Below are 15,002 nucleotides of genomic sequence, written 5' to 3'. Positions count from 1 at the left end.
GGGCGGCGGGAAGGAGCCGGGAAGGAAACGGGGAAAAGAAGCAGAAGCGGGGAGAGACGGAGGGGCGGGCCGGGTGGCCGCCGTCACGCGGCCTGGTCGATGCCGTTCCGCACGGCGGACAGCCAGGCGGCGTAGAGGCGCTGGAGCTCGGCGCGCTCGGCGGCGCTCCACGGCCGGGGGCCGTGGAGCGCGACATAGCGGCGGATCGCCTCGTTGGCCTCCGTCACGGAACCCCCCTGCGCGGGTGGCTGAACCGGGGCAGAATCCCGGACATCGGTCATGTCCGGAGTATGGGGACTCACTTCCCTCTCCATGCTGACCAACCTACGGGGCACCACTGACATCCTTGAGGGTCTTCGGCCCCGACCACCAGGGCCGTTCGGTCCCGTTCGATGCCCTGCGCCCCGCATGGGCGGCGGCCGTCACGAGCCGCCGGGCCGGGCGCACCCCCGGCGCCCGTCCCGCCCGGGCCGGCGGACGGATCGCTGGATCGCGAGGGCTCGCCCTGGAGAACGAGGGGCAGAGCGCAGTGCGGCGGCCCCGCGGTCTCGGCCAGTCCGTCACGGGGCTCCGGAGCGTTGAGCAGCGCGCCCGGAGCTCTTGCTGCAGCAGCCGGGAGAAGGCGGCGTGGTGCCGGGTGGCGGGCCGGGTCACGTGAGAACTGAACGCCGCCGGCCGGTTTCCCGGCGTGGCGCGGGGCGCGCCACGCCGGGGCCAGGGTCACGCGGCGATCACTCGGCGATCTCGGTGCGTTCCCACCACTCGTAGACCGGGAGCCGGCCCTCCATGGTGTCCGCCTGGCGGGTGGTGGCGCGGAAGTGCTCGTAGCCGCCGCGGAAGGGGATCTTGATCTCCTCCTCGGGCGGAATGGCGGACACGACGCGCTCCGGGAGCTCGCCCGGCCCGCCCTCCAGCAGTGCCTTGACCATGCCGCTCACCGTCCGTTTCCGGCAGAAGGCCCGTCAGCCGCCGCTCAGGACTCGTTCTCGGCCTGGAACATCCAGTGGTGCTTCTCCAGGTCCTTCACGAACTGGATGAAGATGTCCTCGGTGACGGTGTCCACCTTGCCGACCGCGTCCATGCGTTCGCGGTTGCGCTCGATGACCGCGCCGAGCGCGTCCACCAGGGTCTGCACCGCCTCGTTGTCCTTCTGCCAGCTCTCCGGCGCGGTCTTGATGCTGGTGGTGTGGGCCACGGTGGCGGCCCGGCCGTCGGGCGAGAGGCCGAGCGCGGCGGCCCGTTCGGCGACCGTGTCGGAGTGCGCACGGGCGCTGGCCACGACCTCGTCGAGCTGGAGGTGGACGGAACGGAACCGGTGGCCGATCACGTTCCAGTGGGTCTGCTTGGCGACCAGGGAGAGGTCGATGAGGTCGACCAGCGCGCCCTGGAGCGCCTCGCCCACGATCTTGAGGGTGTCATCCGGCAGCGTGCTCTTCACGGCATACATGAAATGCCCTCTTTCGTACGCTTATGCGGCTTCCTTCGCCAGCGTACCGCCGGGCCGTCACAGGCGCCTGCGAGGATGGGACGCATGCTCACCCCTCCGGCCCCCGTCCCACCGGTCCGGCTGCGGCCCGCCGCCGCGGCCGATCTGCCCGCGGTGTGCGCGCTCGTGAATCACTACATCGCCACCTCGCATGTCAACTTCCGCACCGAGCCGCAGCAGGTGGCGGAGTGGGAGGCGCTGTGGCGGCGGACGGCCGGCCGCTACCCCTGGTGGGTGGCGGAGGCCGGAGGCGGGCGGGTGGCCGGGGTGGCCTACGCGGGGCCGTACAGCGAACGCGGCGCCTACGCCTGGACGGCCGAGTCGGTCGTCTATCTCGCGCCCGGTCACACCGGCCGGGGCACCGGCCGGGCGCTGTACCAGCGACTGCTGGCGACCCTCGCCGCGCAGGGGTTCCGCACGGTGCACGCGGGGATCGGGCTGCCCAATCCGGGCAGCGAGCGGCTGCACCGGGCGCTCGGGTTCCGCCATCTGGGCACGCTGCACGCGGTGGGGTGGAAGCACGGCGCCTGGCGGGACGTCAGCCACTGGCAGCGCGATCTGGGACCGGCGGGCTCCGTGCCGCCGGCACCGGTGCGGCCGGTGGCCGAGGTGCTGGCGGAGGTGTTCCCGGCCGGGGCGGAGGCGGCGCCGGCCGGGGCCGCGCCGGAGGGCCCGGCCTAGCCGCGGGCCGGCTGCNGGGGGGGTGATCCGCTCGCCCGGGGCCGGCCCGGGGGCCGGGCCGTGTCACCGGCGGGCGGGCGCCGGGGGACGGACGGCGGCGGCTCAGTCGCGCGGCGCGCGGGCGAGCTGCCGGGACTGGGCGACCAGGCGGTCGGCGCCGTCCCACACCTCGGCGTCCTCCTCCAGGAAGCCGCCGGCCAGGTTGCGGGTGGTGACGGACACCCGGACCGGGCCGGGCGCGGGCAGCGCCCGCACATGGGTGGTGTACTCGACGGTCGGCACCCAGGCGCTGGCCAGGCCGAGATCGAAGGCGGTGGGCGGCAGCGCGTCGCCGACCAGCAGCAGGGCGAGCGGGTCCAGGTCCCGGCCGTCGGCCAGGGCGAACCAGCCCCTCACCTCGCCCCGCCCGGAGGGCCGGCCCAGGGCCCAGCCGACGGTGGCCGGGTCGAGGCGGGCGGCCAGCCGGTCCAGCATGGTGACGTCACCGGGCACCGTGCCCTCGGGGGTGTCGGACACCGGGAGGCACTCCTCCGCCGGGGGCAGGGCGGGCGGCTTGGCGCTGGTCCGCACGTCGTCGGTGAGCCGGGAGAGATCTCCGTAGGTGCCCAGCAGCCGGATGCGCTCGGTTTCCCTGCCGTCCGGGCCGGGCTGCCAGAGCGAGGCGGAGCCGGTGGACAGGCTGCGGCCGGCGCGGGCCACCGAGGTGCGGATGACCGCCGGACCGGGGCGGGTGGCGGTCAGGAAGTGCGCGGTGACGGTGAAGGGATGCGGGTGCGGCAGGGTGTCGGCCAGGGCGCGGCCGAGCAGGGCGGTCAGGTAGCCGCCGTTGACCGCGCTGACGATGGACCAGCCGCCGGAGACCTCGGCGTGGTAGACGCCGGGCTCCGCGCGCACCACGCCGGTGTCGCGGTCGAACTCGCTCTCCCCCGTGCCGGCCGCGGCGGCCGTGTGCTGCTCACCCATGGGCGGCACCCTAGCACCACATCCTACTAAGCGGTAGCTTTGCGATGAACCGCAGCCCGCGTCCGCGCAGACACCCGGTGCCGCGGAGCGCGCGGAGGGTCAGCCGTCCTCGGCGCGGGCGCTGCGGCGGCGCCAGGCGCGCGGCGCCCGCCAGCCGTGGTGCAGCGCCAGCAGCCGCAGCGCGAAGGCCGTCAGCACGCACAGCGCCATGGTCAGATCGTTCAGCGCGTCGTAGTGCAGCAGCAGCGCCACCGATCCGGCACCCACCATCGCGGGCACCGCGTAGATCTCCCGGTCCCAGCGCAGCAGCAGCGGCACCTCATTGGCCAGCACATCGCGCACCACACCGCCGCCGGCGGCGGTGGCCACGCCCAGCGCGGCGGCGGCGAAGGCCCCGAGCCCGTACTCGTGCGCCTTGATGGTGCCGACCACGCAGAAGAAGCCGAGCCCGGCCGCGTCGAAGACCTGCACCGCCCGGTTGATCCGCTCCACCTGCGGATGGAGGAAGATCACCAGCACGCTGGTCACCAGCGGGGTGAGGAAATAGCCGGCATCACCGAAGGCGGCCGGCGGCACCGCGCCGATGACCAGGTCGCGGAAGATGCCGCCGCCCAGCCCGGTGGCGAAGGCCAGCAGGGCGATGCCGATGACGTCGAAGTTCTTCCGCACCGCCAGCAGGGCGCCGGAGATGGCGAAGACGAAGATCCCGGCCAGATCGAGCCAGCGCTGGAGATCGGGGGTGAACAGTTCCACCCCGCGATTCTCGCCGCAGGCCCCGCGGCCTCAGGTACCGGGCAGCGGATGCGGGTGGGGGTAGCCGTAGCCCTCGCCGCCGGCCGGCTGCGCCGGAGGCGGGTAGACCCCGTGGCGCGGCGCGGGCGCCGGCGCGTCCCGGTCGTAGAACGGCCGGGTGTTGGCGCGCAGCCACATCGCCACCGGATCGTAGGCGTCGGCCATGGCGACCGTGCCCACGGCCAGGCCCTCCGGCACGGCGGTGACCGCCCGGCGCATCATGGCACGCACCGACTCGGCCGCCTCCTCCCCGCCGCCCTCGTCCACCTCCAGGCCGATGACCAGGTACGGGGCTCCCACGGCCGGCTGCACCCAGGCCCGGCGCAGGCTGCGCAGCGCCCGGGTGCGCAGTGCCTGGCGGACCAGTTCGTCGTAGAAGGGCTGGGCGGCCACGCTGGGCTCGCCGATGCGCAGCGGCCCGGCGGGCAGCCGGTCCAGACCGCCCGCGATGCGGCGCAGGTCCAGCCACGGGATGCCCATCCCGCCGCCCGCGGCGTGCGGGTTGAGCCACAGCCCCCAGTGGTCGCGGTAGAGCGCGGCGGCGATGTCCCGGCCCCTGACCACCTCGAACGCCCGGTTCCAGCCGCTGGCGGCCAGTTCCCGCTCGGAGGTGACGCAGGGCGCGTAGCCGTGGCCGGCCACCTCCAGGCTGCCGTACTGGGCGTCCTCCTCCCCCGGGCTGCCGTGCCAGAGCAGCATCCACACCTGGCCCTCGGCCAGGGCGGCGAGCAGCGCCTCGTAGAGGTCCGGGCGCTCGGGCGTGACATGGGGCAGCAGCTCCTCGACGCCGCGCCCCGCGCCGCCCTCGCTCGCCGTGCTCACCCGCCTGGTCCTCCTCGCTTCCGCAGGCCCGTGCGGCCCGTCCGCCCCACCCGTCATGTAACCAGCCGGGCGACCCCCGCCGGCAAGCCGACGGCCGCCCAGCGCCTGCCGCTCCGCGCCGGTCCGGGCGGCGGGCCGTCCGCGCACCGGCTCCCCGCGCACCGGCTCCCCGCGCACCGGGCCTCCGCGCACCGGGCGGAGGCCCGGCGCGGGGTCACCGGTCGCGGTCGTAGAAGGGGGTGAGGCACTGGCGCATCCAGTGCACGACCGGGTCCTCGGCGGCGTCCAGCAGCAGCAGCTGCACCGGCCAGCGCACCGGCTGGCGGGCCAGCGCCCGCCCCAGCGCGCCCTGCACCATGACCCGGATCTGCGGCTCCAGCAGATCGGTCTCCACCCCGATGTACAGGGCCGGCGGCCCGCCCTCGGCGCTGGCCAGGCCGCGCCGGGCGGTACGCACCCAGCCCAGCGCCGCCAGCTCGCCGGCCGCCGCACCGAGGAAGTCGACCGGTTCCTCCTGCCAGTCGGGCTCGAACAGCCGCATCCGGGCGCCGCTGGGCTGCCCGGCCAGCCGCTGCCCCGGCGTGGCCCGGCACAGCTCGGCGACCGCCTTGGGCGGCACCGGCGCGCCGATGGTGCCGCCGGGATTGACCACGATGCCGGCCTGCGGCGGCAGGCCGCGGGCGAACTCCCAGCCGGGCGCGATGGCATACGACAGGTGGGTGCCGGCGGCCGTCAGGAACTGCTCGGCCGAGCTGAACACCGGGACGTACACCCCGCCGTCGATGGCAAGGGTGGGCAGGCTGAGGGAGGGACTGTCCGGCCCCCCGCCATCGGGCAGGGGCACCCACAGCGGGCTGCGCGCCAGCACCTGGAGCAGCCGCGGGCCGGCGTCGGGCATGCCGACCGACTCGTCGAGGGTCTTCTCCAGCTCGTTGCAGGGCCATGAAGTGGCCCGCGTGCCCGCTCCCGGCGCCAGATCCGTCATGGCTCGCACCATAGACGAGCAAGGCGCGGTGATGCACCGGCCGTTCACCTGGGAGATCGCCGCCGGGCCGGGCCGCGGACGGCCGGGGCGGGCCGCCCGGAGCCGTCCCACCCGAATGGACACCGTGCGCTGCGCTCCGATTGCGGAGCGTGCGGACCCCCCGCACGCTGGCGGAATGCGGGCCCCCCGCACCTTCCGTTCCCCGATCACAGGACCAGACGGAGGCTCCTGATGCGCGTGAACCGCAAGAGCGAGACCATGACGACAGCGATCGGCACCGCCGTGGCCGCCGCCGCGACGGCGGGCGCCGTGCTGCTCGGCTTCGCCGGCCCGGCCCTGGCCACGGGCACCGAACGTGTCCCCACGGGGGCCACCACCCTCGCCGTGGCGGCCGACCAGGGAGGGGATGCCGCAGGCGCCACGCCACAGGACTCCGCCGGACCGGGGGCGCAAGCGGGGGCGGAGGCGGAGGCGGGGACAGAGGCCGGGGATGTCCGGGAGACGGTGCGGGACCGGATGGCGCGGGAGGTCCAGGAGGTCGAGGAGGCCCGGGACCAGGTGCTCGACTCGCTCCGGCCGCTGCTGGAGCGGGCCGGTGAGACGGGCGCGGCCACCCCGGAGGAACTGCGCGGCATGACCGCGCCGCTGGAGGAGGACTTCGAGGCGCTCTCCGCCGCGGTGGCCGCCGCCGATCCGAACGCCACGCTGGATCTGATCGGCGAGCTGCTCGGCACGCTGCTCGACCTGCTCACCGGTCTGCTGGACAGCCTGCTCGCCGGGCTGCCGGGCGGACTCGGCCTGCCGGACCTGGGCAGCCTGCTGCCCGACGTGAACACCCTGCTGCCGGAACTGCCCGAGCTGCCCGGGCTTCCCAGCACACCGGGCTCGGCTCCCGGGCTGGAGGAGCTGCCCGGCCTGCCGGAACTGCCGGAGCTGCCGGAGCTGCCGGAACCGCCCGAGGCCGAGCGCCCGGACGCAGCGGAGCTCCAGGACCCGGCCGGGCTGCCCGGCGGCGGCATCCCGGCAACCGAGCTGCCGGCCCCCGACCGCACCACCCTGGACCGCCCCGCGCTGAACCGCCCCGGAGCCGACCGGCCCACGGCCGACCGGCCCCGGCCCGGACGGCCCGCCGCCGACCGGCCGGCTCCCGACGTGCCCGAGGGCCTGCCGCTGTCCCGGCTGCCCTGACCCCTCCCGCCCTCCCCCGCCCTCCCCCGGCTCCGCTCCCGCCGACCCGCAGCCGCTTACCCGCGGCGGACGGCCCGTCATCACCGGCACCCCCGGATGGCGGGCCGCGGCATGCCGCCGCGCGCGCCGTGCGATGATGAACGCACAACCGAACACCGGCCGCTCGACCGCGCGCGGGAGAGTCCCCGGCCCGGACACCCTCGGACCAGCCATGGCCCGCCGGGCGTCCGGCTCCACCGGGGCGCCGAAGGAGCAAGTCCTCCCTTGAATCTCTCAGGCCCACCTACCGCGTACGGAAGGCAGATCTGAAAAGCGGACCGCCCCGCCTGCCGCGGGCGGTCCCACCCACGGTGCAAACCACCGCCCGCAGCACGGCACCACGCGGGCTGTGGCGAACCTCTCAGGTGTTGATGACAGATGGGGAGGGCGAGAAGACGGGTGCGTCCACGCACCTCTCCGCCTTCCACGACCCCCTGGGAGCCATCCCCATGACCGCCACCGCCGACCCCGCACCCGAGCCGACGGCCCCGCGCAGCACCCCGCTGGAGGCCGTGCACCGCGCCCTGGGCGCCACCATGACCGACTTCGCGGGCTGGCTGATGCCGCTGCGCTACGGCAGCGAGCGCGAGGAGCACCAGGCGGTGCGCACCCGCGCCGGCCTGTTCGACCTCTCCCACATGGGCGAGATCACCGTCACCGGCCCGGCCGCCGGCGCCCTGCTGGACTACGCCCTGGTGGGGCACCTCTCCGCACTCGCCCCCGGCCGCGCCCGCTACACCATGATCTGCGACGCCGACGGCGGCATCCTCGACGACCTGATCGTCTACCGCACCGCCGGGACCGCATACCTGGTGGTCGCCAACGCCGCCAACGCGCAGACCGTGCTGGACGCCCTGCACGAGCGGCAGGCCGGCTTCGACGCCGCGGTGCGCGACGACCGCGACGCGTACGCGCTGATCGCCGTCCAGGGACCGGCCGCGCAGGGCGTCCTGGCCCGCCTCACCGATGCCGACCTGCAGGGGCTGAAGTACTACGCCGGGCTGCCCGGCACCGTGGCCGGTGTCCCCGCGATGATCGCCCGCACCGGCTACACCGGGGAGGACGGCTTCGAACTGTTCGCCGCCCCGGCCGACGCCGAAGCGCTGTGGCAGGCGCTCACCGAGGCCGGGGCCGAGGCCGGGACCGGCCTGGTGCCGTGCGGCCTGTCCTGCCGCGACACCCTGCGGCTGGAGGCGGGCATGCCGCTGTACGGGCACGAACTGACCCGGAACACCACGCCTTTCGACGCCGGGCTCGGCCGCGTGGTCGCGTTCGGCAAGCCCGGCGACTTCGTGGGCCGCGCCGCGCTGGAGGCCGCCGCCGCCAGGGCGGAGAGCAGCCCGCCGCGCACGCTGGTCGGCCTGGTCTCCGAGGGCCGCCGGGTGCCGCGGGCCGGCTACCCGGTCACCGGGCCGGACGGCACGGTCATCGGCGAGGTCACCTCGGGCGCCCCCTCGCCCACCCTGGGCGTGCCGATCGCCATGGCGTACGTCGACGCCGGGTACGCCGCCCCCGCCCCGGCCGGCACCTCCGGCGTGGCCGTGGACATCCGCGGCACCCGGCAGCCGGCCGCGGTCACCGCACTGCCCTTCTACCGGCGCGAACGCTGAGCACGGGCCGGCACCGGGCCCGGAGGGCCCGCCGGCCTTCACTCCACGCCGTTTCCTTCACCTGCGCAGACACCGTCTTCATCCGGGAGAATCCACCCCATGAGCAACCCCGAGCAGCTCCGCTACAGCAAAGAGCACGAGTGGCTGTCCCCCGCCGAGAACGGCGTGGCGACGGTCGGCATCACCGCCCACGCCGCCGGCGCGCTGGGCGACGTGGTGTTCGTCGAGCTCCCCGAGGCCGGCAGCGCGGTGAGCGCCGGCGAGACCTGCGGCGAACTCGAATCCACCAAGTCGGTCAGCGATCTCTACTCACCGGTCAGCGGCGAGGTCACCGAGGTCAACCAGAACGTGGTGGCCGACCCGTCGCTGGTGAACTCCTCGCCCTTCGAGGCCGGCTGGCTGTTCAAGGTGCGGGTGGACACCTCCGCCGGTGAGCCCGAGCTGCTCACCGCCGACGAGTACACCGCCTTCCTCAGCGAGTGACGCCTTGACCCCGCCGTCACCGTCACCGTCACCGCTCCCCTCGCCGCCGTCCCCGTCGCCGCCGTCCCCGTCACCCGAGGAATGCCGCATGCCCGCCCGCCCCTCCTCCCTGCTGAACCGGCCGCTCGACGAGGTGGACCCGGAGGTCGCCGCCGCCGTCGACGCCGAGCTGCACCGTCAGCGGTCCACCCTGGAGATGATCGCCTCGGAGAACTTCGCCCCGCTGGCGGCACTCCAGGCCCAGGGCTCGGTCCTCACCAACAAGTACGCCGAGGGCTATCCGGGCCGCCGCTACTACGGCGGCTGCGAGCATGTGGACGTCATCGAGTCCCTGGCCCGGGACCGGGTCAAGGAGCTGTTCGGCGCGGAGGCGGCAAACGTCCAGCCGCACTCCGGCGCCTCGGCCAATGCCGCGGCGCTGTTCGCGCTGCTCCAGCCGGGCGACACCGTGCTCGGCCTGGACCTGGCGCACGGCGGCCACCTCACCCACGGCATGCGGCTCAACTTCTCCGGCCGCCTCTACAACGTCGTGGCCTATCACGTCGACCCCGCCACCGGCCGGGTGGACATGGAGGAGGTGGCCCGGCTGGCCGCCGAGCACCGCCCCAAGCTGATCATCGCGGGCTGGTCGGCGTACCCGCGCCACCTGGACTTCGCCGCCTTCCGGGAGATCGCCGACCGGACCGGCGCCCTGCTCATGGTGGACATGGCGCACTTCGCCGGGCTGGTGGCCGCGGGCCTGCACCCCAGCCCGGTGCCGTACGCCGATGTCGTCACCACGACCACCCACAAGACGCTGGGCGGCCCGCGCGGCGGCGTCATCCTCTCCCGGGCGGAGCACGCCAAGAAGATCAACTCCGCGGTCTTCCCCGGCCAGCAGGGCGGGCCGCTGGAGCACGTCATCGCCGCCAAGGCGGTGGCCTTCCGGATCGCGGGGAGCGCGGAGTTCCGCGAGCGGCAGCGGCGCACCGTGGAGGGCGCCCGGCTGCTCGCCGAGCGGCTGATGCGGCCGGACGCCGCCGAGGCCGGCCTGTCCGTGCTCTCCGGCGGCACCGATGTCCACCTGGTCCTGGTCGACCTGCGCCGCTCCGAGCTGGACGGGCGGCAGGCCGAGGACCGGCTGCACGAGGTGGGCATCACCGTCAACCGCAACGCCGTCCCCGACGATCCGCGGCCGCCCATGGTGACCTCGGGCCTGCGGATCGGCACCCCCGCACTGGCCACCCGCGGCTTCACCGCCGAGGACTTCGCGGAGGTCGCCGACATCATCGCCGGGACCCTGCGGCCCGGCCACGACGCCGAGCCGCTGAAGCGCCGGGTCGCCGCCCTGGCCGACCGGCATCCGCTCTACCCCGGCCTGGCCCGCTGACCTGCGGACCACCCGGACGCCCCGGCCGGCCACGCCCCGGCCGGCACCCGGCCGCCGCCGGCCCCACCCCCGTCCGGCGGCGGCCCCCGGACCGCCCCTGCCGTACCCGGAAACACCGGACAAAGGAGTCCGCCCCATGGCCCTCTCCGCCTTCGACCTGTTCTCCATCGGCATCGGGCCGTCCAGCTCGCACACGGTCGGGCCGATGCGCGCGGCCCGGATGTTCGCCCGCCGGCTGAAGAGCGAGGGCCTGCTCGCCGTCACCCGCACGGTGCGCGCCGAGCTCTACGGCTCGCTGGGCGCCACCGGCCACGGGCACGGCACGCCCAAGGCCGTGCTGCTCGGCCTGGAGGGCCACACCCCCGACACCGTGGACATCGGCCACGCCGACACCGCCCTGGACCGGGTCCGCGCCTCCGGCGCCCTCGCCCTGCTCGCCGCCGACCTGGGCACCGCGCACACCGTCCCCTTCGACCCCGACCGGGACATCGTGCTGCACCGCCGCCGCTCCCTGCCGCACCACGCCAACGGCATGGTGCTCACCGCCTGCGACGCCGGCGGCGCCCCGCTGCTCGCCAAGACCTACTACTCGGTGGGCGGCGGCTTCGTGGTGGACGAGGACGCCGCCGGCGCGGGCCGCATCAAGCTGGACGACACCCGGCTGCCCCACCCCTTCCGCACCGGCGACGAACTGCTGCGCCTCACCCGCGAGACCGGCCTGTCCGTCTCGGCCCTGATGCTGGAGAACGAGAAGTCCTGGCGCACCGAGGAGGAGATCCGCGCCTCCCTGCTGCGCATCTGGCACACCATGCGGGACTGCGTGCGGCGCGGGCTGGCCCAGGAGGGCATCCTGCCCGGCGGGCTGAAGGTCCGCCGCCGCGCCGCGCACTCCGCCCGCCAGCTGCGCGCCGAGGGCGACCGCGCGGAGACCGCCATGGAGTGGGTCACCCTCTGCGCGATGGCGGTCAACGAGGAGAACGCGGCCGGCGGCCGGGTGGTCACCGCTCCCACCAACGGCGCGGCCGGCATCATCCCGGCGGTGCTGCACTACTACACCCGGTTCGTACCGGGTGCGGACGACGACGGTGTGATCCGCTTCCTGCTCGCCGCCGCGGCCATCGGCATGCTGTTCAAGGAGAACGCCTCCATCTCGGGCGCCGAGGTGGGCTGCCAGGGGGAGGTCGGCTCGGCCTGTTCCATGGCGGCCGGCGGTCTGGCCGAGGTGCTGGGCGGCACCCCGGAACAGGTGGAGAACGCCGCCGAGATCGGCATCGAGCACAATCTCGGCCTGACCTGCGATCCGGTCGGCGGCCTCGTCCAGATCCCGTGCATCGAGCGCAACGGCATGGCCGCGGTCAAGGCCGTCACCGCCGCCCGGCTCGCCCTCCGCGGCGACGGCCGCCACCACGTCTCCCTGGACAAGGCCATCAAGACCATGAAGGAGACCGGCGCCGACATGAAGGTCAAGTACAAGGAGACCGCCCGCGGCGGCCTCGCCGTCAACGTCGTCGAGTGCTGAGCGGCCCGGGTCTACAGGGCCCTGCTGAGCTCGTCCCCGAGCTTCACCAGCGCGACAAGCCCCGGCATGACGGACAGCAGCCGGACCACCCCCCGGCCGATGGGGTAGCCGGCCGCCCGTTCCAGTTCGTCCAGCTCGCTTTCCAGGAGCCGCTTGTCCCGGTGACGATGCGCCTGTCTGCGGACACTGCCGAGCCGCTGGAGCCGGCGACGGCTCCGGCGGCGCTCGTTCTCCATGGACTCGCGGCGGCGTGCAGCGGGTGGACACGGTAGTCCGCGCCCTGCAGTTCATGGTCCGCGAGATCGGCGAGAGTCAGCACCACGAACAGGCTGCTGCAGCCGTCCTGCCGGGCCTGGCCGGACCAGGCCGCGATCGCCGCCACGGCGCAGAACGCCAGCGTCGGCACGGCCAGCAGCGCCACCACCTGCACGCTGCCCTTCCGGGACAGCCGCCGCAGCGCATCCTGAAGCTCTCGCGGCCGCTCCGGGCGAATGGTGTCCATGGTTCTCCCCCGCCGCCCGGGCTCCCTGCCGGAATCGCTCCGGCCCGGGCCGCAGAGTGATACCTACCACGGCGGAGGGCGGCGCGGGCCGTTACGAGAAGTCGCTGCACAGGGCAACCGCCGGGCGGCGCGGGGACGGACGGACCGGGCGTACCGCGAGTAGCTTCGAGCCGTGCACTGTCCGCAGCATCCGAGGAGGAGAGAATGCCCAGGCCGCCGTTGCCCGAGGAAGCCGTTGCCGTACTGCGCAAGCCGAACCCCGCGGTGATCACCACGCTGCGGCCGGACGGACAGCCGGTGTCGACCGCCACCTGGTACCTGTGGGAGGACCAGGGGCGGGTGCTGGTGAACATGGACGAGAGCCGTCGGCGGCTGGCCCACCTGCGCCGGGACCCGCGGGTCTCGCTCACCGTGCTGGACGAGGGGAACTGGTACACCCATCTGAGCGTGCTGGGGCGCGTCGCCGAGCTGCGCGACGACCAGGGTCTGGCGGACATCGACCGGCTGGCCCGGCACTACACCGGCCGGCGGTATCCGGACCGGAAGAGCCCGCGGGTCAGTGCCTGGATCGAGATCGAGCGCTGGCACGGCTGGGGGGCGCTCAAGCCCGGCGGTTAGGCCTCCCCGGGCAGCAGGGAGCGGCGGAGGGACTCAAGGACCTCGGCGGGGCCGTCCAGGCCGGCGGCCCGGCAGCGGCGGACGGCGTCGGCGAGACGCTCGCGGGCCGGGCCGGGGCGGTCCAGGCTGCGGCCCTCGATCAGGGCGGCGATGCGCACCGCCTCGGCGCGGTGGGCCTCGCCCTCGTCGCCGCCCTCCTCGGCGGCCCGGATGGCCCGTTCGGCCTCGGCCAGCGCCTCCTCGGCGCGCTCGGCGGAGACCAGCACGCGGGCGCGGGCGGTGTGGGTGAGGGCCCGGTGGTGCCAGGCGGCGAAGGGTTCGCCGGGTCCGCCTCCTTCGGCGGGCCCGGCGGCTGCGGCCTCGGCGCAGAGCGTGTCGGCCTCGGCGAGCAGGGCGAGCGCGGCCTCGGCGCCGTGTCCGGCGCCGGACACGGCGCACTCGGCCAGGTCGCGCAGCATGTCCAGCACGGCGTCCGGATGCGGGGCGGCACGGTGGGAGGCCAGGGCACGGTCGCGGGCGGCGCCGGCGGCCTCCCCGTTGCCGGTGCGTGCCAGCGAACGTGCCGCCTCGCACGCGACCATGGTGTGGACGTCCTGGTCCGGCCAGGCCGCCACGGTGTCGGCCAGGGCCAGCAGCACCTCGGCGGACTCCCGGTTCTCGCCGAGTTCCCGCAGGCCGCGGCCCAGGGTGAGACGGATCTGCGCGGCCAGCCGCTCGTCGAGCCGGTCCGCGGCCTCCTCCCGGACCAGGGATTCCAGCACCGCGACGGCGTCCGCCTGCTGGCCGGTGGCGGACAGCAGGCCGGCCAGCCGCAGCCGTATGCCGGCGGCCTCGTCGGGCTCCCCGGTCCGGTCGGAGCGGTCGGCGGCCTCGGTGAAGTGGCGGATGGCGCCGAGCACATCGCCGGAGCGGCCGGCGGCCTCGGCGAGCATGACATGACCGGGTCCCACCGGGAACTCCCGGTCGCCGTAGCGGGCGGCGACGGCCAGGGCCCGGTGCATCAGGTCGGTGGTCTCCTCGGGCCGGTGCTGGGCCAGCCGGACCTGGGCCAGCGTGGCCAGCGGCCAGCAGGTGCGCCACGGGCGCCCGGCCCGCTCCAGCTCGGCGAGGGCGGTCTCGGCCTCGGCGGCGGCGCGCTCCCATTCGCCGCGCCGCAGGGCGAGGTGGGCGGTGTAGTGCCGGACCCCGGCGGCGTGGTGGGGGCTGTCCAGCCGTTCGGCCTCGGCGAGCGCCGTCCGGCACAGCGAGGTGAAGCGGTCGAGGGTTTCCGGGGCCGGGTCGGGAAGTTCGGCAACGGCCCGGTGCAGGGCGGCGAAGGCGTGGGCGAGCAGGACGGCGAGGTAGTGGTCGGCGGCCCGCTCCCGGTCCCGGTCGCCGTCCTCGCCGCCGGCGGAGCCGGTGAGCAGGGCTTCGGCGCGGCGGCGGACGGCGCCGAGTTCCGCCCAGGCGGCGGCGACGTCGGCGGCGATGTCGGCGGCGCCGCCGTCGCCCGGGTCCTCGCACCGCTGGCGGATCAGCCAGGAGGCGGCGCGGGCCCGTATCTCCAGGGCCCGGCGCGGCATGCCCGCGGCGGCGAACAGTCCGGCGGCCTCGGCCATTCCGGCGCGTGCCTCGTCGATCCGGTCGGCGCGGGAGGCGTGCCGTGCGCGCTGTTCGGCGAGCTCGGCCCGGAGCTGTCCGGCCGGGCCCAGGGCGGGATCGTGCGGATGGCCGCCGGCCGCGACGCGTTCGGCGATCCGGTCCCACAGCAGAGTGTCGGCCGGGTGACCGGTGGCCTCCAGCTCCCGGGCGAGGGTGACCAGGTCGGTGAAGTCGTCGGGGATGGCGGGAATGCCGGAGGACGGGCCGTCGGCGGCGGGCGCGCCCGTGGCGGCGGGGGGAGCGGGCACGGCCGGGGCGGCCGCGGTGGCCGGGGCGGGGCCGCCCGCGGAGGTGAGGAGCGAGG

At 75.4% G+C, this 15,002-nt stretch carries 15 protein-coding genes, 1 pseudogene and 1 riboswitch; of the genes and pseudogenes, 7 read left to right on the top strand and 9 right to left on the bottom strand.

Going from position 1 to position 15,002, the window contains the following annotated elements; translation table 11 throughout:
• Nucleotides 1-83 precede the first annotated feature (83 nt).
• The 3 genes from GQS09_RS10790 to GQS09_RS10780 all read right to left on the bottom strand — a co-directional run bounded on the left by GQS09_RS10790 (nt 84) and on the right by GQS09_RS10780 (nt 1,447).
• Nucleotides 84-227, bottom strand: coding sequence for a hypothetical protein (locus GQS09_RS10790; RefSeq protein ID WP_165985799.1), 144 nt, complete (start codon nt 225-227; stop codon nt 84-86).
• A gap of 504 nt (nt 228-731) precedes the next feature.
• Nucleotides 732-929 (bottom strand): DUF5988 family protein, encoded by a 198-nt coding sequence (locus tag GQS09_RS10785; protein WP_165985798.1) that lies wholly within the window; start codon nt 927-929, stop codon nt 732-734.
• Nucleotides 930-973: 44 nt separating this feature from the next.
• A complete protein-coding gene (locus GQS09_RS10780; RefSeq protein WP_165985797.1) occupies nt 974-1,447 on the bottom strand; it encodes a Dps family protein in 474 nt (157 codons plus the stop codon).
• Between the two features lie 84 nt (nt 1,448-1,531).
• Between GQS09_RS10780 and GQS09_RS10775 the strand changes: the two genes are divergently transcribed.
• A complete protein-coding gene (locus GQS09_RS10775) occupies nt 1,532-2,167 on the top strand; it encodes a GNAT family N-acetyltransferase (RefSeq protein WP_165985796.1) in 636 nt (211 codons plus the stop codon).
• Between the two features lie 102 nt (nt 2,168-2,269).
• Here GQS09_RS10775 and GQS09_RS10770 read toward each other — a convergent pair whose 3' ends face one another.
• The 4 genes from GQS09_RS10770 to GQS09_RS10755 all read right to left on the bottom strand — a co-directional run bounded on the left by GQS09_RS10770 (nt 2,270) and on the right by GQS09_RS10755 (nt 5,729).
• On the bottom strand, nt 2,270-3,130 hold the full coding sequence (locus GQS09_RS10770; protein WP_165985795.1) for a thioesterase family protein: 861 nt from the start codon (nt 3,128-3,130) through the stop codon (nt 2,270-2,272).
• A 99-nt stretch (nt 3,131-3,229) separates the two neighbouring features.
• Nucleotides 3,230-3,883: a trimeric intracellular cation channel family protein gene (locus GQS09_RS10765; protein ID WP_165985794.1), complete on the bottom strand. Its 654-nt coding sequence runs from the start codon at nt 3,881-3,883 to the stop codon at nt 3,230-3,232.
• A gap of 30 nt (nt 3,884-3,913) precedes the next feature.
• On the bottom strand, nt 3,914-4,699 hold the full coding sequence (locus GQS09_RS10760; protein WP_243761294.1) for an enhanced serine sensitivity protein SseB C-terminal domain-containing protein: 786 nt from the start codon (nt 4,697-4,699) through the stop codon (nt 3,914-3,916).
• 259 nt (nt 4,700-4,958) lie between these two features.
• Nucleotides 4,959-5,729, bottom strand: coding sequence for an enhanced serine sensitivity protein SseB C-terminal domain-containing protein (locus GQS09_RS10755; protein ID WP_165985792.1), 771 nt, complete (start codon nt 5,727-5,729; stop codon nt 4,959-4,961).
• 231 nt (nt 5,730-5,960) lie between these two features.
• On the opposite strand from GQS09_RS10755, the gene GQS09_RS30335 reads away from it, so the two are divergent.
• The 5 genes from GQS09_RS30335 to GQS09_RS10730 all read left to right on the top strand — a co-directional run bounded on the left by GQS09_RS30335 (nt 5,961) and on the right by GQS09_RS10730 (nt 11,937).
• Nucleotides 5,961-6,917 (top strand): hypothetical protein, encoded by a 957-nt coding sequence (locus GQS09_RS30335; protein ID WP_165985785.1) that lies wholly within the window; start codon nt 5,961-5,963, stop codon nt 6,915-6,917.
• Between the two features lie 164 nt (nt 6,918-7,081).
• Nucleotides 7,082-7,216, top strand: a riboswitch (glycine riboswitch).
• A 189-nt stretch (nt 7,217-7,405) separates the two neighbouring features.
• On the top strand, nt 7,406-8,566 hold the full coding sequence (gcvT, locus tag GQS09_RS10745) for a glycine cleavage system aminomethyltransferase GcvT (RefSeq protein WP_165985815.1): 1,161 nt from the start codon (nt 7,406-7,408) through the stop codon (nt 8,564-8,566).
• A 99-nt stretch (nt 8,567-8,665) separates the two neighbouring features.
• Nucleotides 8,666-9,049, top strand: coding sequence for a glycine cleavage system protein GcvH (gene gcvH, locus GQS09_RS10740; RefSeq protein WP_165985791.1), 384 nt, complete (start codon nt 8,666-8,668; stop codon nt 9,047-9,049).
• Nucleotides 9,050-9,137: 88 nt separating this feature from the next.
• On the top strand, nt 9,138-10,418 hold the full coding sequence (glyA, locus tag GQS09_RS10735) for a serine hydroxymethyltransferase (protein ID WP_165985790.1): 1,281 nt from the start codon (nt 9,138-9,140) through the stop codon (nt 10,416-10,418).
• A 136-nt stretch (nt 10,419-10,554) separates the two neighbouring features.
• Nucleotides 10,555-11,937 (top strand): L-serine ammonia-lyase, encoded by a 1,383-nt coding sequence (locus GQS09_RS10730; protein WP_165985789.1) that lies wholly within the window; start codon nt 10,555-10,557, stop codon nt 11,935-11,937.
• Nucleotides 11,938-11,980: 43 nt separating this feature from the next.
• Here GQS09_RS10730 and GQS09_RS10725 read toward each other — a convergent pair whose 3' ends face one another.
• Nucleotides 11,981-12,439, bottom strand: a complete 459-nt coding sequence (locus tag GQS09_RS10725) for a hypothetical protein (protein WP_165985788.1) — start codon at nt 12,437-12,439, stop codon at nt 11,981-11,983.
• 204 nt (nt 12,440-12,643) lie between these two features.
• On the opposite strand from GQS09_RS10725, the gene GQS09_RS10720 reads away from it, so the two are divergent.
• Nucleotides 12,644-13,057: a PPOX class F420-dependent oxidoreductase gene (locus GQS09_RS10720; protein WP_165985787.1), complete on the top strand. Its 414-nt coding sequence runs from the start codon at nt 12,644-12,646 to the stop codon at nt 13,055-13,057.
• Here GQS09_RS10720 and GQS09_RS10715 read toward each other — a convergent pair.
• Nucleotides 13,054-15,002: pseudogene (locus GQS09_RS10715) on the bottom strand (hypothetical protein); the annotation flags it as partial. The gene GQS09_RS10720 and the pseudogene GQS09_RS10715 overlap by 4 nt on opposite strands.

The organism is Streptomyces sp. YIM 98790 (genome assembly GCF_011421595.1).
Classification (GTDB): domain Bacteria; phylum Actinomycetota; class Actinomycetes; order Streptomycetales; family Streptomycetaceae; genus Streptomyces.
This window is presented reverse-complemented; position numbering and strand designations above follow the sequence as displayed.

What these genes read in the sequence shown, in the direction of transcription:
- GQS09_RS10730 (WP_165985789.1), top strand. Translation starts at nt 10,555, where the DNA reads ATGGCCCTCTCCGCCTTCGACCTGTTCTCCATCGGCATCGGGCCGTCC.
- gcvH (WP_165985791.1), top strand. Translation starts at nt 8,666, where the DNA reads ATGAGCAACCCCGAGCAGCTCCGCTACAGCAAAGAGCACGAGTGGCTG.
- glyA (WP_165985790.1), top strand. Translation starts at nt 9,138, where the DNA reads ATGCCCGCCCGCCCCTCCTCCCTGCTGAACCGGCCGCTCGACGAGGTG.
- GQS09_RS10725 (WP_165985788.1), bottom strand. Translation starts at nt 12,439, where the DNA reads ATGGACACCATTCGCCCGGAGCGGCCGCGAGAGCTTCAGGATGCGCTG.
- GQS09_RS10775 (WP_165985796.1), top strand. Translation starts at nt 1,532, where the DNA reads ATGCTCACCCCTCCGGCCCCCGTCCCACCGGTCCGGCTGCGGCCCGCC.
- GQS09_RS10785 (WP_165985798.1), bottom strand. Translation starts at nt 929, where the DNA reads ATGGTCAAGGCACTGCTGGAGGGCGGGCCGGGCGAGCTCCCGGAGCGC.
- GQS09_RS10780 (WP_165985797.1), bottom strand. Translation starts at nt 1,447, where the DNA reads ATGTATGCCGTGAAGAGCACGCTGCCGGATGACACCCTCAAGATCGTG.
- GQS09_RS10720 (WP_165985787.1), top strand. Translation starts at nt 12,644, where the DNA reads ATGCCCAGGCCGCCGTTGCCCGAGGAAGCCGTTGCCGTACTGCGCAAG.
- GQS09_RS10770 (WP_165985795.1), bottom strand. Translation starts at nt 3,130, where the DNA reads ATGGGTGAGCAGCACACGGCCGCCGCGGCCGGCACGGGGGAGAGCGAG.
- GQS09_RS10755 (WP_165985792.1), bottom strand. Translation starts at nt 5,729, where the DNA reads ATGACGGATCTGGCGCCGGGAGCGGGCACGCGGGCCACTTCATGGCCC.
- GQS09_RS30335 (WP_165985785.1), top strand. Translation starts at nt 5,961, where the DNA reads ATGCGCGTGAACCGCAAGAGCGAGACCATGACGACAGCGATCGGCACC.
- gcvT (WP_165985815.1), top strand. Translation starts at nt 7,406, where the DNA reads ATGACCGCCACCGCCGACCCCGCACCCGAGCCGACGGCCCCGCGCAGC.